Here is a 19,181-nt window from a genome sequence, read left to right on the forward strand (position 1 = left end):
GTTGCACTGCTAATCCCCCTCGAGCGGCGCGTCCGGCCGCATCGCGGCGGCGATCAACCCTTCGGCCTCGAGCAGCAACTCGTCGTCGACCGCGCCCTGCGGCACCGCCTCGCGGCCGATCATCGTCATCACCGGCACGGCGAGCGGCGAGACCCGGTCGAGCGTCACGTGGACAAGCTCCCGCTCCGAGCGCTCAAGCAGGTCGGCGAGCCGCCCCACATCGGTCATCCGCGCCCGCGCATCGGCCCAGGCGGCTTCGAGCAGCACGTGATCGGGCTCGTACTTCTTCAGCACGTCGTAGATCAGGTCGGTCGAGAAGGTCACCTGCTTGCCGGTCTTGCGCTGCCCCGGCTGCTGGCGCTCGACGAGACCCGAGATCACCGCCACCTCGCGAAAGGCGCGGCGCAGCAGGTGGCTTTCGGTCACCCATTCGACGAATTCGCCGGTGAGAATATCGGGCGAGAGCAGCGGGGCGGGGTCGGTAACGGGCTTCAGACCCCACACCGCGAGGCAATAGTCGTTCGCCACGAAGCCGCCCGGAAGCAGACCCCGATCCTCCATCCGCCGGGTGATCAGCATCCCGAGGCTCTGGTTCGCGTTCCAGCCCTCGAAGGTGTAATAGGCGGTGTAATGCTTGCCCCCGTGCGGGAAGCTTTCGACCAGCAGCTCGCCCGGGGCGGGCAGGCGCGAGCGCCATGCCTGCATCTCCAGCCATTCGCGCACATCGTCGGGAAAGCGTCCCCAGCCCGCGCGGTCGGCCAGCATCGCCTGAACCCGCGTCGCCAGATGGGTGGTGAGCGGCAGGCGCAGCCCGCCGTAACTCGGGATCGTGGCGCTGGTCTTCGCCGCGCGGACGGTGACGTCCATGTCCTTCACGCCCTCGACCTCGAGGCTCATCCCGGCGAAGAAGAAGGTGTCGCCGGGGGAGAGCTGCGCCGCGAACCGCTCCTCGACCTTGCCGAGGCTGCGGCCGTTCCTGAAGCGCACGTTGAGCATCTCGCTATCGACGATGATGCCTGCGTTCATCCGGTGCCGCTGCGCCTGATTGGGATGGGCGAGCCGCCACACGCCGTCCTTGCCCCGCACGATCCGCTGGAAGCGATCATAGGCCTTGAGCGCATAGCCGCCGTTCGAGACAAACCCCAGCACCCGTTGGAAGGTCGCCTCGTCGACCCAGCTATAGGCCAGCGCGCTGCGCACCTCGTCCAGCAACGCGTCCTCGTGGAAGGGCGCGGCAGAGGCGCAGGCCATGACGTGCTGGGCGAGCACGTCGAGGCTGCCGGGGCGGAAGGCCTCGCCGTCACGCTGGCCTGCATCGACCGCGTCCTTCGCCGCCATCGCCTCCAGGAATTCGAAGCGGTTGCCCGGCACCAGCACCGCGCGGCTCGGCACGTCGAGCCGGTGGCCTGCGCGTCCGATCCGCTGGAGCAGGCGCGAGGAACCCTTGGGCGCGCCCATCTGCACCACGAGGTCGATGTCGCCCCAGTCGACCCCGAGATCGAGGCTGGCGGTGCACACCAGCGCGCGCAGATCGCCGCGCGCCATCGCCTCCTCGACCTTGCGCCGCGCCTCGACCGAGAGCGAGCCGTGGTGGATACCGATGGGCAGGTTGTCGTCGTTCTCCTCCCACAGGCACTGGAAGATGAATTCGGCGAGGAAGCGCGTGTTGGTGAAGACCAGCGTGGTGCGGTTAGCCTTGATCGCCTGCATCAGCTGCGGGACGGCCCAGCGCCCGGCATGGCCGCCCCAGGGCACGCGCTCCTCGTTGGGGAGCAGGATCTCGACCTCGGGCTCGGCCCCCGCCTCACCGATCACGAGGTCGGCCGCGGCGATCTCGCCCGCGTCCCCGGTTTGCGGGGCGAGCCATTCCTGAAAGTCACGCGGGTTGGCAAGTGTGGCCGACAGCGCCACCCGCTGCGCCGCGGGGGCGAGGGCGTGGAGCCGCGCGAGGCTGAGCGCCAGCAGATCGCCGCGCTTGTCGGTGGCGAAGGCGTGCACCTCGTCGATCACGATGCGTTTGAGCCCCGCGAATAGATCGGCGCTTTCGGGGTAGGACAGCAGCAGCGAGAGGCTTTCGGGCGTGGTCAGCAGCACATGGGGCGGCTTGGCGCGCTGGCGTTTCTTGCGGTCGGACGGGGTGTCGCCGCTGCGGGTCTCGACCCGGATCGGGAGACCGATTTCCTCGATCGGGGTCAGCAGGTTGCGCTTCACATCCTGCGCCAGCGCCTTCAGCGGCGAGACGTAGAGCGTGTGCAGCCCATCCGGCGGCAGCGCATCGCCCGCAAAGTCGCACAAGGTCGGCAGAAACCCGGCAAGCGTCTTGCCCGCGCCGGTATCGGCCACCAGCAGCGCATGGCGGCCCTGCTGCGCCTTGGCGAGCATTGCGGTCTGATGCCGCCGCACCCGCCACCCGCGCCCGGCGAACCAGGCGGCGATGGCGGGGGGCAGCGGAGGGGAGGGCGCGTCCCCGTTGATGATGGTCACGTCAATCGACGGTCACCTCTTCTGCGGTCTCCTCGGCGATCGCGGCATTGGCCTCGATATTGCTCTCGATCTCCTCGACCGAATAGCCCGTGAGCGCGGCAACCTTGGCCTTTTCGGCCTCGTCCAGATCGCCGAAGGCGCGCGGGGCAGGCAGGCTTTCGGTGCGCGCCTTCATGCGTTCCTCCATCTGGCCGATCATCGTGAAGACCGCGGGCATGGCCTCCATGCTGGCCGCCAGCATCCGCTTGTCGCTCGCCATCGAGAGCGATTCGCGGGCATATTTGCCGCCGGTCTCGGTCGCGAAGAAGGTGTCGATCGCCGTCAATTCGGCAGGCGTGAAGCGGATCGCGTAGAGCTCCGCCATGGCGCGGCGCATGCTCGGCTCGACCGCGTTCATCATCTCGCCCAGCATCTCCGGCATCAGCCCGGTGACGATCGACTGCCGCTCTTCCCACGCCGGGTCGAGCAGGCTCGCCGCTTCGCGCGCCTGGTCATCGGAGACGCCGTCGAGTTCGAGCGGGTTCACCCCGATCAGCTCGGCGAGTGCAGGCTTGGGTCCGGTGTTGAGGATGTCGCCGAAGCTGCCGAAAAATCCGCCCATCATCGATTGCGACAGCTCGGCCATGGCGCCGGGCGGCATGATGCGGGCGATGATCGCCTCGGCAGCGGGCATCCGGGCCTGCTGTTCGGCGGTGAGCGGTTCGACCTCGATCATCCCGCCCATCATGCCCATGAGAGCGGCCATCGGGTCTTCGGCCATGTCGTCTTCGGCCATCTCGTCTTCAGGTGGCGCGGCCTCGACCATGTCCACCGTCTCTTCCGTGTCCTGTGCGGCGAGGGAGGCCGGGGCGGCGAGCAGCGAAAGGGCGGAAGCAGAGGCAAGGATCAGGCGCAGGGGTTTCATCGAATCTCTCCGTTTCAGAACGCCATAAGTGCCGCAGGGCCGCCGCTTGCGCCAGCCCCCACGATGTGCGTCGTTACAGCCAGCGCAGCAGTTCGACGGGCACGCGGCCCGGCTGCTTGAGCATCGCAGTCCGCAATGCCAGTTCGACACGGCAGCGCTCCGGATGGGCGGGATCGCGCAGCGCCGCGCCCAGGGCCTCTGGCCCCAGCCCGGTGCGCTCCATCGCTTCCTCGATCATCCAGCCCGGAACGCTCAACGTCCGCTCCGCCGCCTTGCCGCGATGCCCGAGCACGCCCGCATCGAGCAGCTGGCGCAGCAATTGGATTTCGCGCGCGCGCTGGGGCTTGTCGAGCTCCAGCGGCTGGCTCTGGAAGTCGCCTTCAAGCACCTGCCGGCACTGCTCGCGCGAACCGATCGCCGCGAAGAGCCACAGCTGCTTCAATTCCGCCAACGCCACCAGCGCGTCGAACTCGGCCACCTCGGCGCTTTGCACCGCCTTGTTGCGCGCGAAGGCGAGCGCGGCGTCGGGCGTGGCTCCCTGTCCCATCGCGAGCCGAAGCTGATAGGCGAAGGGCGGATCGGCCTTGCGCACTGCGGCGACATCGGTGCCCTCGCCGAAGATGGCGGACGTCGCGACAACGAAATTGGCTTCGCGCAGCGCCTCGGCAACGGCGGCTTCGGAAGGCTGATCGCCGCTGTTGTCCCTCTCCGACATGGCGCTGCCCAGCCGCGCCAGAAACGATCCCACCAGCACCAGAATGAAGATCCAGCGCACCACATTGGGCCCGGTGCCATCGGGGCTGCCCTCCAGCGCACCGTCCCTGTCCCACGAGGCGACGCGCTGCGGATCGAGGAGGCTCTCGAGTTCGGGATAGCGCTGGCGAATACCGACCAGCAGCTTGTCGACTTCGACCCGCTTGACCTTCAGCCGGTCGAGCATCCCCGCCTTCCCGGGGCGCGACAGTTCGGTCCACGCCTTGTGCAGCGGGTGATCGGGCTGCTGCACCTTCTCGTGAAAGCGCATCCCCTTGAGCCGCTGGTTGAGGAAGCGCAGCGCCGGGCGTTCCTCCAGCGCGCCGGCTTCGTCGAGCCAGTGGAAGGCGGTGTTGGCGGGCTCCACGAACGGCGCCGAGCGCGGCCAGGTGCGCGCGAAGAGTTCGGCCAGCGCGTCGTCGAGCGCATCGTGTTCGGCCAGATCGGCTTCCTCGGCGCGGATCAGCAGCGCATCGAGCGCGGCAAGCCCTGTGTCGAGTTCGGCATGGGTGACCGCCTCGTCGCTCGGCTCGCCATCGGGATAGAGCACGCCGTGCAATTCTTTCCACGCCGCCTGCGTGCGCAACTGGCCGGGCGAAAGCTGCGGTTCGGGGCCCGGAAGCGGGGGCTGGATGCCGGGCGCGACATCCCACGCGCCGTCATCCCCGTCCCAATCGCCCTCGTTCCAGCCACCCTCGTCATCGAGGTCGCCGAGGCCGAAATTGTCCTCTTCCTCCTCGCGGTCGGCCTGCTTGGCGAGCCACAGCGCCTGATCGCGCGCGCGGCGCAGTTCGGCATAGCCCGCGATATCCTCGTCGACATTGGTCGCGCGCAGGGCATCGGCATAGGCCTTGCGGATCGCGCCCGCATCGCTGGTGGGATCGATCCCGAGCCTGCTCCACGGAAAGGCGCGCGTCATAGGGGCGGATTGGCCTCGATCTGGTCGAGCAGCTGCGCCAGCGCCTCGCGCGCGTCGGCGATGATGCGCGCATCCTGCTTGTCGAGCGCGCCCTGAAACTCAGTCAGCGCTTGGCCGATATAGTCGCGGACCGGGCCGGTGAAGCCTTCATAGGCCCGCTCCGCCCGCGCCAGCATGGCGACGTTCTCGGCCTCGTCGCGGGGGTGAACCTTCAGCTTTTCCAGCGCCTTGCGCCGCGCCTCGATATCCTTCTTGCTGCGCCGATCTTCCTCGTCGACGATCACCAGATTGCGGGTGAGGCCGGTGGCGGGCACGGCGACATCAACTTCCAGCAGCCCGCTGGTGTCATAGGTGAAGCGCACGTCGACGCTCACCTCGCCCGCGGGCCGCGGGGGGACGGGGACCTCCAGCTCGCCCAGCTTGACGTTCTTCTTCACGTCGCGCGCTTCGCCCTGATAGACCGCGAACAGCACCTTGCGCTGGTTGTCGCCAAGGGTGAAGAACCGCTCCATCCGGCTGACCGGGACGGGGGTGTTGCGCTCGATGATCGGGGCAAAGATATCGTCGTGCAGGCGGCCGTGCGCGTCGCGGGTGGCGCTGTTGACGCCCAGTGTGAAGGGCGCGACGTCGGTGATGCGGATTTCCTCCAGCCCGTCCCCGCCCGACAGCAGCCCGGCCTGAATTGCCGCGCCCAGCGCGACCGCGTGATCGGGGTGGACGGTGGCATTGGGGAAGCGCCCGAACATCCGGGTCAGCGCCTTTCGCACCACCGGCATCCGCGTCGCCCCGCCGACCAGCACGATGTCCGACAGCGCCTTCACGTCGATATGGCTGTCGCGCAGCGCCCGGATGACAGGATCGCGCAGCCGCTTGACGAGGCCCGCCGCGGCTTCCTCGAAAGCCTCGGTGGTGACGCGGGCGGTGACGGGCGTGCCATCGGCGACCACGCTGAACTCGGCCTCTTCTGCGGTGCTCAGCGCGCGGCGGGTGCGCTCGGCAGCGAGGGTCAGCAGCGCGCGGCGGCTGTCGGCGGGCAGAGTGTCCAGCGCCGCGCCGTTATCGAGCGCAGGCTCGACCAGCCGCACCAGCGCTTCATCGAAGTCGTCGCCCCCCAGCCGGTTGTCGCCCGCCGAGGCGCGGACTTCGACGATCCCTTCGAACATCTCGACGATCGAGACATCGAAGGTTCCCCCGCCGAGGTCGAACACCAGAAAGGGCTCGCGATCGCCGCGATCCGTAAGGCCGAAAGCGAGCGCGGCGGCGGTGGGTTCGTTGATCAGGCGCTTGACTTCAAGCCCCGCGATCTCGCCCGCGCGGCGGGTGGCGCGGCGCTGACGCTCGTTGAAATAGGCCGGGACGGTGATGACCGCGCCGGTGGGCCGGGTGCCGGTCGCCGCCTCGACATCGTCGGCGAGGCTGCGCAGCACCATCGCCGAGAGGTCTTCGGGTGTAAGCTTGGTCCCTGCCAGCGTCACCGTGCTGGCGGTGCCCATCATCCGCTTGAAACTGGTGACGGTGTCCGCCGGATGGGTCGCCATCCGGTCGAGCGCGGCCTCGCCCACCCAAGCCTGTCCACCCTTGGCAAGGCTGACGGCGGACGGTGTGAGATCCTTGCCAAGTGCATTGGGCACCAGCTGCGGCGCACCATCCTGCCACAGCGCAACCGCGCTGTTGGTGGTGCCAAGGTCAATCCCGACGATCATGCCGCCCGTCATAGCGCGGGCATCGTGTCAGGCAATTGCAATTGCAGGGAGAATGGCGGGATCGGACCACTTCCCCCCAACGCGCGCGCGGCGCGGGAAAGGCGCGTCAGTGCCCTACGCTCTCGCCGCGCTCCAGCCCCGAGGCGGCGAGCTGCGCGTCGATCTGCGCCAACAGCCGCTCGAGCCCCTCGGCCGTGTCGCTTTCCGCGCGCGCCACCAGCACATCCTGCGTGTTCGAAGCGCGCAGCAGCCACCAGCCGTCGGCAGTGTTCACCCGCACGCCATCGGTCGCATTGACGCTTTCGACCTCCGGCCCCGGCGCGGTGGTCAGCCGCTCGGCGATTTCGGCCATGGCGGCAAACTTGCGCGTCTCGTCGACCTGGAAGCGCAGTTCGGGGGTGTTGAGCATCGGCGGGATCGCGCCGCGCAGCTCGGTGACCGACTTGCCCAGCCGCGCCGCCGCCGCCAGCAACCGTATTCCTGCGTAGAGCGCGTCGTCAAACCCGTAATACTCATCGGCGAAAAACACGTGGCCGCTCATTTCGCCCGCGAGCGGCGCACCCGTTGTTTTCATTTTGGACTTGATGAGCGAATGGCCGGTCTTCCACATCAACGGCTTTCCACCCAGTTCGGCGACCCGGTCGAACAGCGCGCGGCTGGCCTTCACATCGGCGATAACCGTCGATCCGGGGCGGGTTTTGAGCAGATCCTCGGCATAGATCATCAGCAGCTGATCGCCCCAGATCACCCGGCCCGTGCCGTCGATCGCGCCGATCCGGTCGCCGTCGCCATCGAAAGCCACACCGAAATCGAGGTTTTTTGCAGCGACTAACGCCCGCAGATCGACAAGATTGGCTTCGACAGTGGGATCAGGATGGTGATTGGGAAAATGTCCATCAACTTCAGTAAAGAGCAGATGATGTTCCCCCGGCAGCCGCGCGGCGAGAGCCTCCAGCGCGGGGCCGGCAGCGCCATTGCCGGCATCCCAGCCGACGCGGAGATTCTGCAGCGCCTCGGGATCGATCCCGGCCAGTCCTTCGAGCAGACGCTCGACATACTCGCCGAGAATGTCGCGCGTGCTGACCGCGCCCGTGCCGCTGGCGAAGGCGCCGTCTGCTGCCAGTTCCCCGAGCTTCTGGATATCGGCACCGAAGAACGGCCGACCCATGAATACCATCTTGAAGCCATTGTAATTGGGGGGATTGTGGCTGCCAGTTATCTGAATGCCGCCATCCACTTCTTCGGTTGAGGCTTCGGCATAATAGAGCATCGGGGTCGGCCCCATGCCGATCCGCACCACGTCGCACCCGCTCGCGGTCAGCCCTTCGACCAGCGCGTGTTCGAGCATGGGCGAGCTGACGCGTCCGTCATAGCCCACCGCCACCGTCGTGCCGCCCGCCGCGCGCAGCAGCGTGCCGAAGGCCCGCCCGATCGCGCGCGCATCGTCGGCACCCAGCGTCTCGCCGATGATCCCGCGAATGTCGTATTCGCGCAGCACGGTGGGGTGGAAGTGGTGTTGCATGGTCGAGAGAGGCTCCTTGTGGCGGGGAATCGCCGCATCATGGCACCGCCGGAGAAAGGGGCGGCGCGGCTTCAGGCTTCGGGCGCTGCGGGACGGGCCTGTCGCATGGCGCCGAAAGGATCAGCGCGCGCGACCACGCTCCACCCGTGCCGCCGGGCCCGTCAAACCCTTGGCGCGCGTTTGTGTCAATCCTGCGATTGCCGAGGCCCATCGTCGTCCGGCCCGGCGAGCGGCGCGCCCGGCAGTTCCGACAGCAGCAGATCGCGCGCGGCGTTGGCCTCCTGCATCGCTGCGGTGGTGCCGCCCTTGTCGGGATGCACCAGCGTCACCAGCCGGCGATGGGCGAGGATGATCTCTTCGCGCGCAGCCCCCGCCTCGACCCCCAGCAGCTTGCGCGCGCGGAAGATCGCCTGCGAGCGCGTGGGGGCGGGGCGCAGATATTCCCACGGCCACTTGCCCAGCGCCCAGCGGCAGAACACGCTCAGCGCAATCGCGAACATCAGAATTTTCGGCAGCATCAGGCCATCTCCAGCTCGCCCTGCTCGGGATCGAAGGCAGGCAGGCTCAGGGTCTTGACCAGCGCGCGAAGTTCCTGCCGAGCGACGAGGTGGCTGGTGCCGAGTTCGCCCAGATGCCCCTTGTCGAGCAGGGTCAGCCCGCTCGGGAACAGCTCGCGGTAGATCACGCGCTCGCTGAGGCCCTGCGTCACCCGGAAACCGACCCGCTTGGACATTTCGTTCAAGGCCTTGTGCAGCCGCGCCTGGTTGCGCGCCTCGACGTGGCCGGTGCGGTTCCTGACCACGATCCAGTCCATCTCCGGGCGCTGCTGTTCGATCGTCATGCGGCTGCGCTTCAGCCGCGCCTCCCAGATCAGCTCGGCAAAGAACGAAAGCTTGCGTACCTTGAAGGTTTCCGCATCGACCTGCCCGATCAGGTCGAAATCGACGAAACTGTCGTTCATCGGCGTCACCAGCGTATCGGCGTGTTCCACCGCCACGCGGGCAAAAGGGTCGTCGCGCCCGGGATTGTCGATGATGAGGAAATCGCAGGTCGCCTCCATCCGCCGGATCATCGCGATCAGATCGCCGGTCGTCTCGCCGCGGAACACCTCGCATTCGGGGGTGGGCAGGGTGAGGCCGCGCTTTTCGAGCGTGTTCAGCCGGTTCTCGATATAGCGGTGGGTGGTGCGCTGGCGCGGGTCGAGATCGATCGCCGCCACCCGCGCGCCAAGATAGGACAGCGCCACCGCCACATGCACCGCGGTGGTCGATTTGCCGGTGCCGCCCTTCTCGTTGGCGAAGACGATCCGGTGCGCCTGCCCCTGGCGCAGACGGCGCCCGGCGAGCACGGGTTCGGAGGGCTGGGCGCTGGCGGCAGCGGGTGACATGGCAGGTCTCTTCGCGAAGCTCGAAGGCGGAGCGGCTTGAATTGGGACAGCTTGCGCCGCTAGGGCACGGTTTGGGTGTATCCTTGGAGGCGCGCAGGTGCAAACGGTCAAGTCGCTGGGAGTGTTGAGAACCACTCTGGGACAATGGCGCAAGGATGGCGCACGCATCGCGCTGGTGCCGACGATGGGCGCGCTGCACGAAGGCCACCTGACACTGGTGCGCCGCGCGCGCGCGGAGGCGGACCACGTGGTCGCCTCGATCTTCGTCAACCCGAAGCAGTTCGGCCCCAACGAGGATCTCGACGCCTACCCCCGCCAGCTCGCGGCCGATGCGGCGATGCTGGAGGCCGAGGGCGTTGGGGTGCTGTGGGCCCCGACGGTCGAGGAAATGTATCCGTCCGGTTTCGTCACCAATGTCGGCGTGTCGGGGGTGAGCGATGGCCTGTGCGGCGCGGCGCGGCCCGGCCATTTCGACGGGGTGGCGACGGTGGTGCTCAAGCTGTTCAACCAGGTGCAGCCCGATCTCGCCTTCTTCGGGGAGAAGGACTTCCAGCAGCTTGCGGTGATCCGGACGATGGCGCGCGATCTCGATCTGACCGCACCGCATGCCGACAATATCATCGGCGTGCCCACGGTGCGCGAAGCGGATGGCCTCGCGATGTCGAGCCGCAACCGCTACCTCACCTCCGAACAGCGCACCGCCGCTGCCGCCCTGCCGCGCGCGATGAAGACCGCGATTGCGGCGATCAAGGCCGGTGCGCCGGGTGCGGAGGCCTTGGCGCAATTGCAGGCCGAGATCATCGCGGCGGGCTTTTCGAGCGTCGATTACGCCGTGCTGGCCGATGCCACGACCCTCGCCCCGCTGGCGGCTCCGGGCAAGGCCCCCGCCCGCCTGCTCGTCGCCGCCCGAATCGGCAGCACGCGGCTGATCGACAATATGCCGGTCGCCCCTGCCCCGTAAGGCCCCGCGCCATATTGACCTCGGCCCGCCATCGGTGGCATGGGCGCTGCCACGGCCCTGAGCGGGTATAGCTTAGTGGTAAAGCTCCAGCCTTCCAAGCTGGCTATGCGGGTTCGATTCCCGCTACCCGCTCCAAGCCTCATGACCGGCGATATGCGGCTGCCTCAGCTGGCTTCGCCCATTATCCGTTTCATCACCCACCCGGCCGTCAGGCCGTGGATTATGGTCGAGGCGAAGATGCCGAAGGCGACGGCGGCCCAGAGTCGTTCGATGCTCCCGAAACTGGCCTCGGTCGCGGCATAGGCGACATAGAACACCGTGCCGATCCCGCGCACGCCGTAGAACGACACCGCAGCCCGGTGCGATCCGCCGAGCGTTCCACCCGCGAGCGAAAGCCATGCCACCAGCGGGCGCACCACGATCAGGCTCAGCGCGATCAGCACCGCGATGCGCCAGTCGAGCCATGGCCACAACTGCGGCAGGCTTGCGCCGATCGCGATCATCAGCATCGCGGTCAGCGCGTGTTCGATCGTCTCGCTGAAGCTGTGGAGCGAGGTGTGGAAGCTGTGCTCTGCCTCCTCACGGCGCAGCAGCAGGCCCATCACGAACACCGCGAGAAAGCCGTAGCCCTCGGCGAGTTCGGTCACGCCATAGGTCGCAAGGATTGCCGCCAGCGCGACCACGCCGGCATTGGCATCGGCGAGCGTGTGGCCATGCGGCACGGCGAAAAAGCTCTTGCCCAGCAGCCATCCCGCCGCCGCTCCGCAGCCGAGGCCGACGAGAATTTTCCAGACGACGTAGAACCCCGCCCATGCGCCCCAATCGAGCGTTCCGGCGGCGAGCAGGATGGCCGCATAGACGAAGGGGAAGGCCAGCCCGTCGTTCAATCCGGCCTCGGTGGTGAGGGCAAAGCGCATGGGGTGCTCACCGCCTTCGCGCGGCGGGCCGACCTGAAGATCGCCTGCGAGCACCGGATCGGTCGGGGCGAAGGCGGCGCCCAGCAGCACGGCGGTCGCCAGCGGAAGGCCCGCCCACAGGCCCAGTCCCGCGATCGCGGCAATCGTCAGCGGCATCGCGATCAGCACCAGCCGCAGCGCCGGAGTCCAGCGCGCAAAACGGGCGATATTGTCGATCCTGAGGCCGGTGCCGAACAGCGCCACGATCACCGCGATCTCCGCCACCACCGACCATTCGGGCGCGTTGGTGACGGGGTCGAAGACAGCGGGCATTCCCGGCACCAGCCCCAGCACCGCCGCGCCCAGCACCACCAGCAGCGCCGATGCGGTCGGCTCGCGCCCGCCGACGAAGCGCGGCAGCCAGAAGGCCAGAATGATCGCCGCCCCGCTCCCGGCCAGCGCGATGTGATAGGGCGTGAAATCGAACGTCATCGGACCGGCTGATACACCCTCAGGGTTGCATAACGAAACGGCGACCCGAACGCCTGTGCATTCGGGCCGCCGTCGGGAGTTCGCACGCCTGTAGAGCGAGGGGGAGAGCGGCGTGCGAAGGGGGGAGAATTACTCGGGCTTGCTCACCGCGTCCTTCACCGCGGCGCCCGCCTCCGATGCGGCATCGCCGATCTGGCCCGCCGCGTCGCCGACATCGCCCGCCGCTTCGGCGATCGCGGTATCCTTGGCGGCTTCGGCATTCGACATCTGGCTGAACATGAAGACGGCCGCGACCAGCGCGACGAGTGCGAGGACGACCAGCGCCCAGCGCGCGCCGCCGCCGGAACTGGCAGCGGGTTCGCCGTGGGTGATGGTGTGGGTGGTATGCGTCCGGCCGAGGCTGTCGGTCGTCTCGGTAATGCGTTCTTCGGTCACGTGTCGATCCTCCCTTGGGGATATTTGCGGGGTGAATTGCACTGCCGGAGGAATGTTCCATCGCCGGGTGACGCGCAGGCGTGGTCAGCTGTCCTCGCGGATCAGGCGGTCGGGGGTGACGCCGCGGGCGTGGAGGGCGGATGCGACAGCGTCCTCCATCGGCGGCGGGCCGCACAGGTAGAACAGGCCGCTGAAATCGCCGACCGCGCGGTCGAGATAATCGCCATCCAGCCGGGTGTATTCGGCGCCGGGGGCGGGCTCTTCGGAGAGCAGCAGATCGAGCGCGAGGCCCGGCATCGCCTCCAGTTCGTCGCGTAGGATGATGTCGCGGGCGCGGCTGTTGGTGAAGATCAGGCGGTAGCCGTCGAGAGTGCCTACCTCGGCCTGGCGCGCGCGCAGGATCGCGATGAAGGGCGTGATCCCCGCGCCGCCCGCGATGATCGTGCCGGGGCCGCGATCCGCGATCGCGCCCCACGGATCGTCGATGATCACCTTGTCGCCCGGCGCCATCTGCCCGATCTGTTCGGTTACGCCGTCGTGATCGGGGTAGGACTTGATCACGAATTCCAGCAGCGAGGAACCGGGCAGCGAGGCAAAAGTGAAGGGCCGCTTCTCGTCACGCCAGCCATCGCGGTCGAGCGCCAGTTCGGTTGCCTGACCGGGGCGGAAGTCGAGACCCTCGGGCCGGGGGAAGGTCAGCGCGTTGACGTTGTGCGTCACCGGGCGGATCGATTGCAGGGTGAGGGTGTGGGTCATCGGCAACTCCTTGGGTTCGCGGGGCCAAGCAGCCGGGCGCGGGGGATGTTCCATGGCCCTGTTCCATGTGTGCGAAGCAGGAATGGAGACCTTGAGCGTCGCCTGAAAATTTTTTCGCTTTGCCATGAAACAAAGTCGGTTCGGCGCACTTTCCCCTGACGCATCCCCAAGTGACCCGGATGCGCCCCGATTGACTGAGCCCCGCCACCCTTCGTGCTGGCGGGGCTTTTTTCATGGCATCGACAGGGTCCGGCGGAGCGCGCGTCACAGCAAACACCCGGCGAGGAATGCCTCGCCGGGTGCCGTGAGATTGCAATGATGGCGTGTGGCGAGGATGCCTGCCGTCAGACGGCGACCCGTTCCGCCTCGCCTTCGATGATGGACTTGATCGCCGCACGGGCCCGGTTGAGCCGGCTCTTGATCGTGCCGATCCCGACACCGACGATGTCGGCCGCGTCTTCGTAGCTCATTCCGGCCCCGGCAATCAGCCACAGGACTTCGGCCTGGTGCTCGGGCAGCCGGGCCATCGCCGTATCGACGTCATTGACATGCAGCGCCTGTTCCTGCGTCGCTTCCTGCACCAGCGTGCGTTCGGCCACTTCGGGATCGAGCGAAGTCTCGCGCCGCAGCTTTTTCGCCGCGCCGTAGAAATGGTTGCGCAGGATGCGGAACATCCATGCACGGAAATTGGTGCCAGGCGTGAAGGTGTGGCGCGAGGCCCAGGCCCGCATCATGGCTTCCTGCGTCAGGTCGTCGGCCAGATCGGGGTTACGGCACAGCCCGCGCGCAAAGGCGCGCAGCGAAGGGATGAGCTTGACCATGTCGCTGCGAAATTGTTCGTAATCGTCGTCGGTCAGGGCTTCGGATGCGGCTGTCTGCATTACGCTTCGCCCGACCGGGTCTTGCCCAGTTTGGCGACGAGATCCGCAAAATCATCGGGCACCGGTTCGCTTTCGATCCCGTCGAAGATTTCGCGCAACGCCGCCTCGATCGGGTCGAACGCCGGAATCTCGGCAGCTCGGGCGGCAGAGGGAGGGAGCTTCTTTTTCATCATAATGTCTCGCGCTGCGGAAAAACCGCGGGCGGCATCCTTTGCTGGGGTTGTTCCTGACTAACACCGTCAATGCGATGCAGACGTTGAAGCGCCCCGCCAAAAAAATGTTCCCCGCGTCTGGAACTTTTATCATGACTACGGCTTGGCGGATCAGGGAGTAAAGAGCTACCATGACATTCCAATCCGAAATTGCCCGTGAACTGCCCTTTCTGCGTCGCTACGCACGCATGCTGACCGGGACGCAGGAGGCCGGCGATGCCGCCGTGCGCGAAACCCTGCAGGCGCTGATCGCGGCCCCCGAAGAACTGCGTTCGGACACCGCGCCGCGCGTCGAACTCTACCGCGTGTTCCACAAGCTGTGGGGCGACACCTCGCTGCGCTCGATCGACCTGCCCACGGCCGTGATCGGCGCGTTGCCCCACGCTTCGCGCAAGGCATTGCTTCTGACCACGATCGAGGGCTTCTCCAACGCCGAAACCGCGGTGATCCTCGATCTCGACGAAGACGAGCTGCGCGATCGCATCGCCGAGGCGCGCGAAGCGGTCAACGCGATGCTTTCCTCGCGGGTGATGGTGATCGAGGACGAGGCGGTTATCGCGCTGCACCTCAAGCAGCTGCTGATCGGCATGGGCAATGATGTCGCCGCAGTCGCGCGCACCGCAAGCGAGGCTGTCGCTGCCGCGCGCGATGTGCATCCCGAACTGATCCTCGCCGACATCAACCTCGCCGACGGGTCGAGCGGGATCGATGCGGTGGACGAGATTCTGACCGAGATGACGGTTCCGGTGATCTTCATCACCGCCTTCCCGGAAAAGCTGCTGACCGGCGACCGCCGCGAACCGGCCTATGTGATCGCCAAGCCCTTCAACCCTGACGACGTTGCCGCCACGGTGCTTCAGGCGCTGCTCGTCAGCCGTGAAACCACTGCCCGTCCCGAACCCGTCTGAGCCAGAGCAAGCACGGCGCGCGGCGTCGTCTTGCCAGGGCCGACCTTTCCGTCGCGACCTTCCCAGACTGCGCAACACGCAGGCGGGCGGTCGCGTATCAAGTTGAACCATGACAATCCGCCCCTTCGACCTGCGCCTGCTCTACCTGCCCGATCCCGCCCGCGAGGATCGGGGTCTGGTGCAGGCGCTGGCAGAGAAGGGTTTCGATGTCACCGTGGTGCCGGGCGTGAGCCAGGGCCTGCCGCCAGAGATCAGGGCCGACGCGGGCGTGGTGCTGATGGACGGCTCGCAGATGGTGCATTGGCGCTGGCGGACGGATGATCCGCCGCTGGTCGTCGTGCTGCCGGACAGCGATCCGGGCGCTGCCGCCGACGCGCTCGAAGCCGGTGCCAGCGACTGGGTCGCGGAAGGCGCGGGGCCGGATTTCGTCCGGCTGGTGGCCACCGTGCTGTTGCGTGCCGCCGCTGCCGACCGGACAGCGCGCGGGGCCCGAACCGCCGCCGACGATGCCGCCGCCATGCGTGAGCGGGCCGAAACTCTCTTCACCGAAATCCGCCACCGCATCGCCAATTCCATGGCGCTGGTCGTGTCGGTGGCGCATCTGCAATCGGCGATGATGCCGCCCGGCCCCGGCCGCCGCGCGCTCGACGATTTCGCCGATCGGGTGCTGGCAATCGCGCAGGTGCACAAGGGGCTCTACACCGCGTTCAATGTCGGAGCGGTCGCGCTCGATGCCTATCTCGGCGGGGTCGCGCGAGAGCTTCAGCGCAAGCATATCGGCCGGCGCGCGCTCAGCGGGATCACCTTCGAAGGCGATCCGATCAGCGGGTCTGTCGACACCGCCATCTCGCTCGGGGTGGTGCTGTCCGAACTGGTCTCCAACGCCGCGCGCCATGCCTATGGCGACGAGCGGCGCGGCGAGGTGCGCGTGACGCTGCGCCGGGTCAACGCGGTGGAAGCCGCTCTGGTTGTCGAGGATGACGGGGCCGGGGTCTCGCCGGACGAAGCCTTTGCCGAAGGGCTGGGGTCGCAGCTTGTCGCGGTGCTGGCCCACGGGGTGAGCGGGCAGTTCACCTTGCGGCCGCGCGAACGCGGCACCACGGCGGTGCTGACCTTCTCGACGGTCGAGCCCGGCCAGGTCATGACATCGTGAGTGACCCAACATATGTTACATATATAGGATTCGCCAATCGCAAGTGCGGCATGTAGGGCGATACGATGGCCGATCAGCGCGTTCTCGACATTATCGACGCAGGTCGCCTGCTTTACGCTGCGAGCCCCTCGCCGATCCTGATCTACGCACCCGATCTGACGTTGCTCTATGCCAATGCGGCCTATGAGCGGATGATTGGACGAAATGCCGACGATCTCATCGGTCGCCACATGTTCGATGCCTTCCCGCCGGGCCCGGGCGGCGACGACACCAACGCTGTGGGGATCATCGAGGATACGGTCGCGCGGATGGAGCAGTCCGACGATCCGGTGATCGTCCCCGAATTGCAGCACGATCTGCCCAACGAGGACGGCGAGTTCGAGGATCGGTTCTGGTCGGTGGTGCAATGGCCGATCCGGCAGAATGGCAAGCTGGTCGCGATCATGCAGCGGTCGGAGGACATTACCGTCCAGATCCGCCAACGCCGGTTGATGGAGACTGTCCGGCAATCGGCCGAGGCGGTTTCGGGGATGTCGTTCTTTTCCTACGACCCCGCAACCGACCGTTTCACGCGCGGCGGAGAGATCGACGCAATGTTCGGCTTCGAACCGGACGAGGCCGGGCCGCTCGCCGCGCCGTTCTTCGCCCGGATCCTGCCGGAAGATCTGCCCGCCGTGCATCAGGAGGTCGATCGCGCCTTCGCGGGCGGGGCAGGCACCAGCGCTTCCTACGATTACCGTGTGGCGATCCCCGACGATCCGCGCCTGCGCTTCATCCGGGTGCGCGCCGGGGTGGAGCGTGATCCCAAGGACGGCATCCTCAAGCTGTTCGGCGCCTTTGTCGATCTGACCGATCTCGAACATTCGCGCCAGCAATTGCGCGAATTGTCCGAGCGCAACGCCGCGCTGGTGGTGGAAAGCAACCACCGCATCAAGAACTCGCTGGCGATTGCCTCGGCGATGCTGTCCTACCCGATGCAGGCGAGCGATGATCCGGTCGTCCGGCAAACGCTGGCGGCGGCCTCGACCCGGATCATGGCGATTGCCGACGTGCATGGCGAACTGTTCGGCGACAGCGGGGTCGAATGGGTCGACGCGGGCCGCCTGCTGGAACGCTTTGCCCGCAGTTTTGCGCGCACCGTCGATCAGGATGGATCGACTTGTCGGATCGCGATCACCACGCAAAGGGTGATGCTGCCGTCGCGCTATGCGGTCACGATGGCGCTGATGGTCAACGAATTGCTGACCAACGCGGTCAAGTACGGCCTGTCGGAAGGCGGCGGCTGCGATGTGAAGGTCGATCTCTCCGCCGCCGACGGCATGGCCCATCTCGCGGTTGAGAATGCAGTGGCAGATGGCAGGTTCGCGCAGATCGTCTCCGAAGGGGTTGGCACCGATCTGGTGCAGGCCTTCGCCGCCCAGCTGCGCGGTGCTGTCGAAACGCGCGAGGCCGACGGGATGTTCATGGTCGCCTTCGCATTCCCCATTCCCGATGAGGAAGAACCCGCACGCGAGGTCGATCCGCGCACCGCACTTTAACTTCGCAAGTATCGGGCGCCGCAGGCCGTGCCGGGAAAGGGCCAGTCCGAGTGGCCTTCCCAGCACCGATGGAACATTTACCCCAGCATTCTCTTGTTTCGTTCATACACGTTACAGGAGAAGCACCATGTTTAACTGGGCAATCGCATTTCTGATCATCGCCGTCGTTGCCGCCCTTCTCGGGTTTGGCGGCGTGGCCGGCGCAGCCACCAACATCGCCTTCATCGTCGCCATCGTGGCGCTGGTGCTGGCCGTGTTCGGCTTCATGCGTCGTCGCGCATAAGCGGCCGACAAGGCAAGATTTTGCCAAACAAGAGCGGGGTGCCCCAGCGGCGCCCCGCTTTTTTGTGTGCAGTCAGGGGGGAGCGACAAGAAGGCGGTTGCCCGATCACATCGTGTCGGCACCAAACAGATAGGCTGGATCGAACTGCGCATAGTGCTTCAGATTGGCCCAATCGCTGGCATAGAGCGTCCCGCGGCGGATTTCGGCCAGCTCCATCTCGCGCAGCTTGGCCACCGCGCGATTGGCGTGAACCGCGCTGACGCCGCACATGTCGGCCAGATCGAACTGGGTGAAGGGCGCGCGCACCACGCCATCCTCCGCGCGCCCGGTGAACGCCAGACGGGTATGAAGCTCGCAATAGATATGCGCGATCCGGCGCGGGGCATCGTGCTGTTCGAGCATCTGGATCCAGCGGCGGTGGACCGCAGCGTCGAGCAGCGAGGCAAACCACAGCGCCCGCGCCAAGGCGGGACGGGTTTCGAACGCCTGTCCGATTGCGGCATGATCGACTTCGACCAGCTCGACATTGCCGACCGCGACGATGTCGTGATCCAGCCGCCGCAGCGCGAAGCCTTGCAGGTCGACGAAATCGCCCGGAACGCAAAGGCCGACGATCGAGCGCCGCTCGCCGCGCGCGATGGTGCGGAACATCAGCCCCTCACGCAGCAGGCATGCGCGGGTCAGCTCCTTGCCGCGACGCGCCAGAATCTCGCGATCTCCGAGAACCAAGCAGTCACCCGCCATCGCCTCGAGGTGATCGAGATCGTCGCGCGTCATCTCATGCCGCAATCGTCCCGCCAGAAAGCTGCCGGTCAGCGGATGCTGCGGCATGTCCGGCACCAAATTGTCCCTCGCCATCCGTGCAGCGATATGTGCGCGGCGGAACGAGCGTCTATTGACGTATGTTAGCTTCATTGCGGTTCTCGCAAATAAATTTGCCGTCACGACAAGGAAGCGGGTGAGAATGGGGGTGTGCACACCCCGCGCCGGTCAA

18 protein-coding genes and 1 tRNA gene are annotated in these 19,181 nt (G+C 66.9%); 6 read left to right on the forward strand and 13 right to left on the reverse strand.

The features are described from left to right. Positions 1–9 precede the first annotated feature (9 nt). The 7 genes from E2E27_RS04105 to E2E27_RS04135 all read right to left on the reverse strand — a co-directional run bounded on the left by E2E27_RS04105 (position 10) and on the right by E2E27_RS04135 (position 9,672). Positions 10–2,484, reverse strand: coding sequence for a ligase-associated DNA damage response DEXH box helicase (locus tag E2E27_RS04105; RefSeq protein WP_234036179.1), 2,475 nt, complete (start codon positions 2,482–2,484; stop codon positions 10–12). A gap of 1 nt (position 2,485) precedes the next feature. After that, complete coding sequence (locus E2E27_RS04110; protein WP_141457816.1) at positions 2,486–3,388, reverse strand: DUF2059 domain-containing protein; 903 nt, start codon at positions 3,386–3,388, stop codon at positions 2,486–2,488. Between the two features lie 73 nt (positions 3,389–3,461). After that, positions 3,462–5,060: a hypothetical protein gene (locus tag E2E27_RS04115; RefSeq protein WP_141457817.1), complete on the reverse strand. Its 1,599-nt coding sequence runs from the start codon at positions 5,058–5,060 to the stop codon at positions 3,462–3,464. After that, positions 5,057–6,763 carry an Hsp70 family protein gene (locus E2E27_RS04120; protein ID WP_141457818.1) on the reverse strand — a complete coding sequence of 569 codons (1,707 nt, stop codon included), beginning with the start codon at positions 6,761–6,763 and terminating at the stop codon, positions 5,057–5,059. The genes E2E27_RS04115 and E2E27_RS04120 overlap by 4 nt, the downstream gene beginning before the upstream one ends. Before the next feature lie 106 nt (positions 6,764–6,869). Further along, entirely contained in the window at positions 6,870–8,285 is a 1,416-nt protein-coding gene (gene pgmG / locus E2E27_RS04125; protein WP_141457819.1) for a phosphoglucomutase/phosphomannomutase PgmG, read from the reverse strand. A gap of 185 nt (positions 8,286–8,470) precedes the next feature. Continuing rightward, entirely contained in the window at positions 8,471–8,803 is a 333-nt protein-coding gene (locus E2E27_RS04130; protein WP_141457820.1) for a J domain-containing protein, read from the reverse strand. Then, the gene (locus tag E2E27_RS04135) at positions 8,803–9,672 is read right to left on the reverse strand and encodes a division plane positioning ATPase MipZ (protein WP_141457821.1); all 870 of its coding nucleotides are present in this window, start codon (positions 9,670–9,672) and stop codon (positions 8,803–8,805) included. The genes E2E27_RS04130 and E2E27_RS04135 overlap by 1 nt, the downstream gene beginning before the upstream one ends. A 97-nt stretch (positions 9,673–9,769) precedes the next feature. Here E2E27_RS04135 and panC point away from each other — a divergent pair, with 97 nt between their 5' ends. Together panC and E2E27_RS04145 are read left to right on the forward strand one after the other, a co-directional pair. Further along, entirely contained in the window at positions 9,770–10,633 is an 864-nt protein-coding gene (gene panC, locus E2E27_RS04140) for a pantoate--beta-alanine ligase (protein ID WP_141457822.1), read from the forward strand. 61 nt (positions 10,634–10,694) lie between these two features. Beyond that, positions 10,695–10,768, forward strand: a tRNA-Gly gene (locus E2E27_RS04145). Between the two features lie 29 nt (positions 10,769–10,797). Here E2E27_RS04145 and E2E27_RS04150 read toward each other — a convergent pair. From E2E27_RS04150 to E2E27_RS18620, 5 genes are all read right to left on the reverse strand, one after another. Next, positions 10,798–12,021: a cation:proton antiporter gene (locus tag E2E27_RS04150; RefSeq protein WP_141457823.1), complete on the reverse strand. Its 1,224-nt coding sequence runs from the start codon at positions 12,019–12,021 to the stop codon at positions 10,798–10,800. 129 nt (positions 12,022–12,150) lie between these two features. Further along, on the reverse strand, positions 12,151–12,456 hold the full coding sequence (locus E2E27_RS04155) for a hypothetical protein (protein ID WP_141457824.1): 306 nt from the start codon (positions 12,454–12,456) through the stop codon (positions 12,151–12,153). Between the two features lie 84 nt (positions 12,457–12,540). Continuing rightward, positions 12,541–13,212: a ferredoxin reductase domain-containing protein gene (locus E2E27_RS04160; protein ID WP_141457825.1), complete on the reverse strand. Its 672-nt coding sequence runs from the start codon at positions 13,210–13,212 to the stop codon at positions 12,541–12,543. A 344-nt stretch (positions 13,213–13,556) separates the two neighbouring features. Continuing rightward, positions 13,557–14,093: a sigma-70 family RNA polymerase sigma factor gene (locus E2E27_RS04165; protein ID WP_141457826.1), complete on the reverse strand. Its 537-nt coding sequence runs from the start codon at positions 14,091–14,093 to the stop codon at positions 13,557–13,559. Next, positions 14,093–14,266 (reverse strand): NepR family anti-sigma factor, encoded by a 174-nt coding sequence (locus tag E2E27_RS18620; protein ID WP_181443551.1) that lies wholly within the window; start codon positions 14,264–14,266, stop codon positions 14,093–14,095. Before E2E27_RS18620 ends, E2E27_RS04165 begins: the two co-directional genes overlap by 1 nt. Before the next feature lie 170 nt (positions 14,267–14,436). Between E2E27_RS18620 and E2E27_RS04170 the strand changes: the two genes are divergently transcribed. From E2E27_RS04170 to E2E27_RS04185, 4 genes are all read left to right on the forward strand, one after another. Next, positions 14,437–15,213, forward strand: coding sequence for a response regulator (locus E2E27_RS04170; RefSeq protein ID WP_141457827.1), 777 nt, complete (start codon positions 14,437–14,439; stop codon positions 15,211–15,213). 109 nt (positions 15,214–15,322) lie between these two features. Beyond that, positions 15,323–16,366 carry a sensor histidine kinase gene (locus E2E27_RS04175; RefSeq protein WP_141457828.1) on the forward strand — a complete coding sequence of 348 codons (1,044 nt, stop codon included), beginning with the start codon at positions 15,323–15,325 and terminating at the stop codon, positions 16,364–16,366. A 65-nt stretch (positions 16,367–16,431) separates the two neighbouring features. Then, on the forward strand, positions 16,432–17,904 hold the full coding sequence (locus E2E27_RS04180; RefSeq protein WP_141457829.1) for a sensor histidine kinase: 1,473 nt from the start codon (positions 16,432–16,434) through the stop codon (positions 17,902–17,904). 127 nt (positions 17,905–18,031) lie between these two features. Then, the gene (locus E2E27_RS04185; protein WP_086606235.1) at positions 18,032–18,187 is read left to right on the forward strand and encodes a DUF1328 domain-containing protein; all 156 of its coding nucleotides are present in this window, start codon (positions 18,032–18,034) and stop codon (positions 18,185–18,187) included. Positions 18,188–18,292: 105 nt separating this feature from the next. On the opposite strand, the gene E2E27_RS04190 is transcribed toward E2E27_RS04185, so the two are convergent. After that, a complete protein-coding gene (locus E2E27_RS04190) occupies positions 18,293–19,018 on the reverse strand; it encodes a Crp/Fnr family transcriptional regulator (protein WP_234036291.1) in 726 nt (241 codons plus the stop codon). Between the last annotated feature and the right edge of the window lie 163 nt (positions 19,019–19,181).

It is taken from the genome of Porphyrobacter sp. YT40 (assembly GCF_006542605.1).
Classification (GTDB): domain Bacteria; phylum Pseudomonadota; class Alphaproteobacteria; order Sphingomonadales; family Sphingomonadaceae; genus Erythrobacter.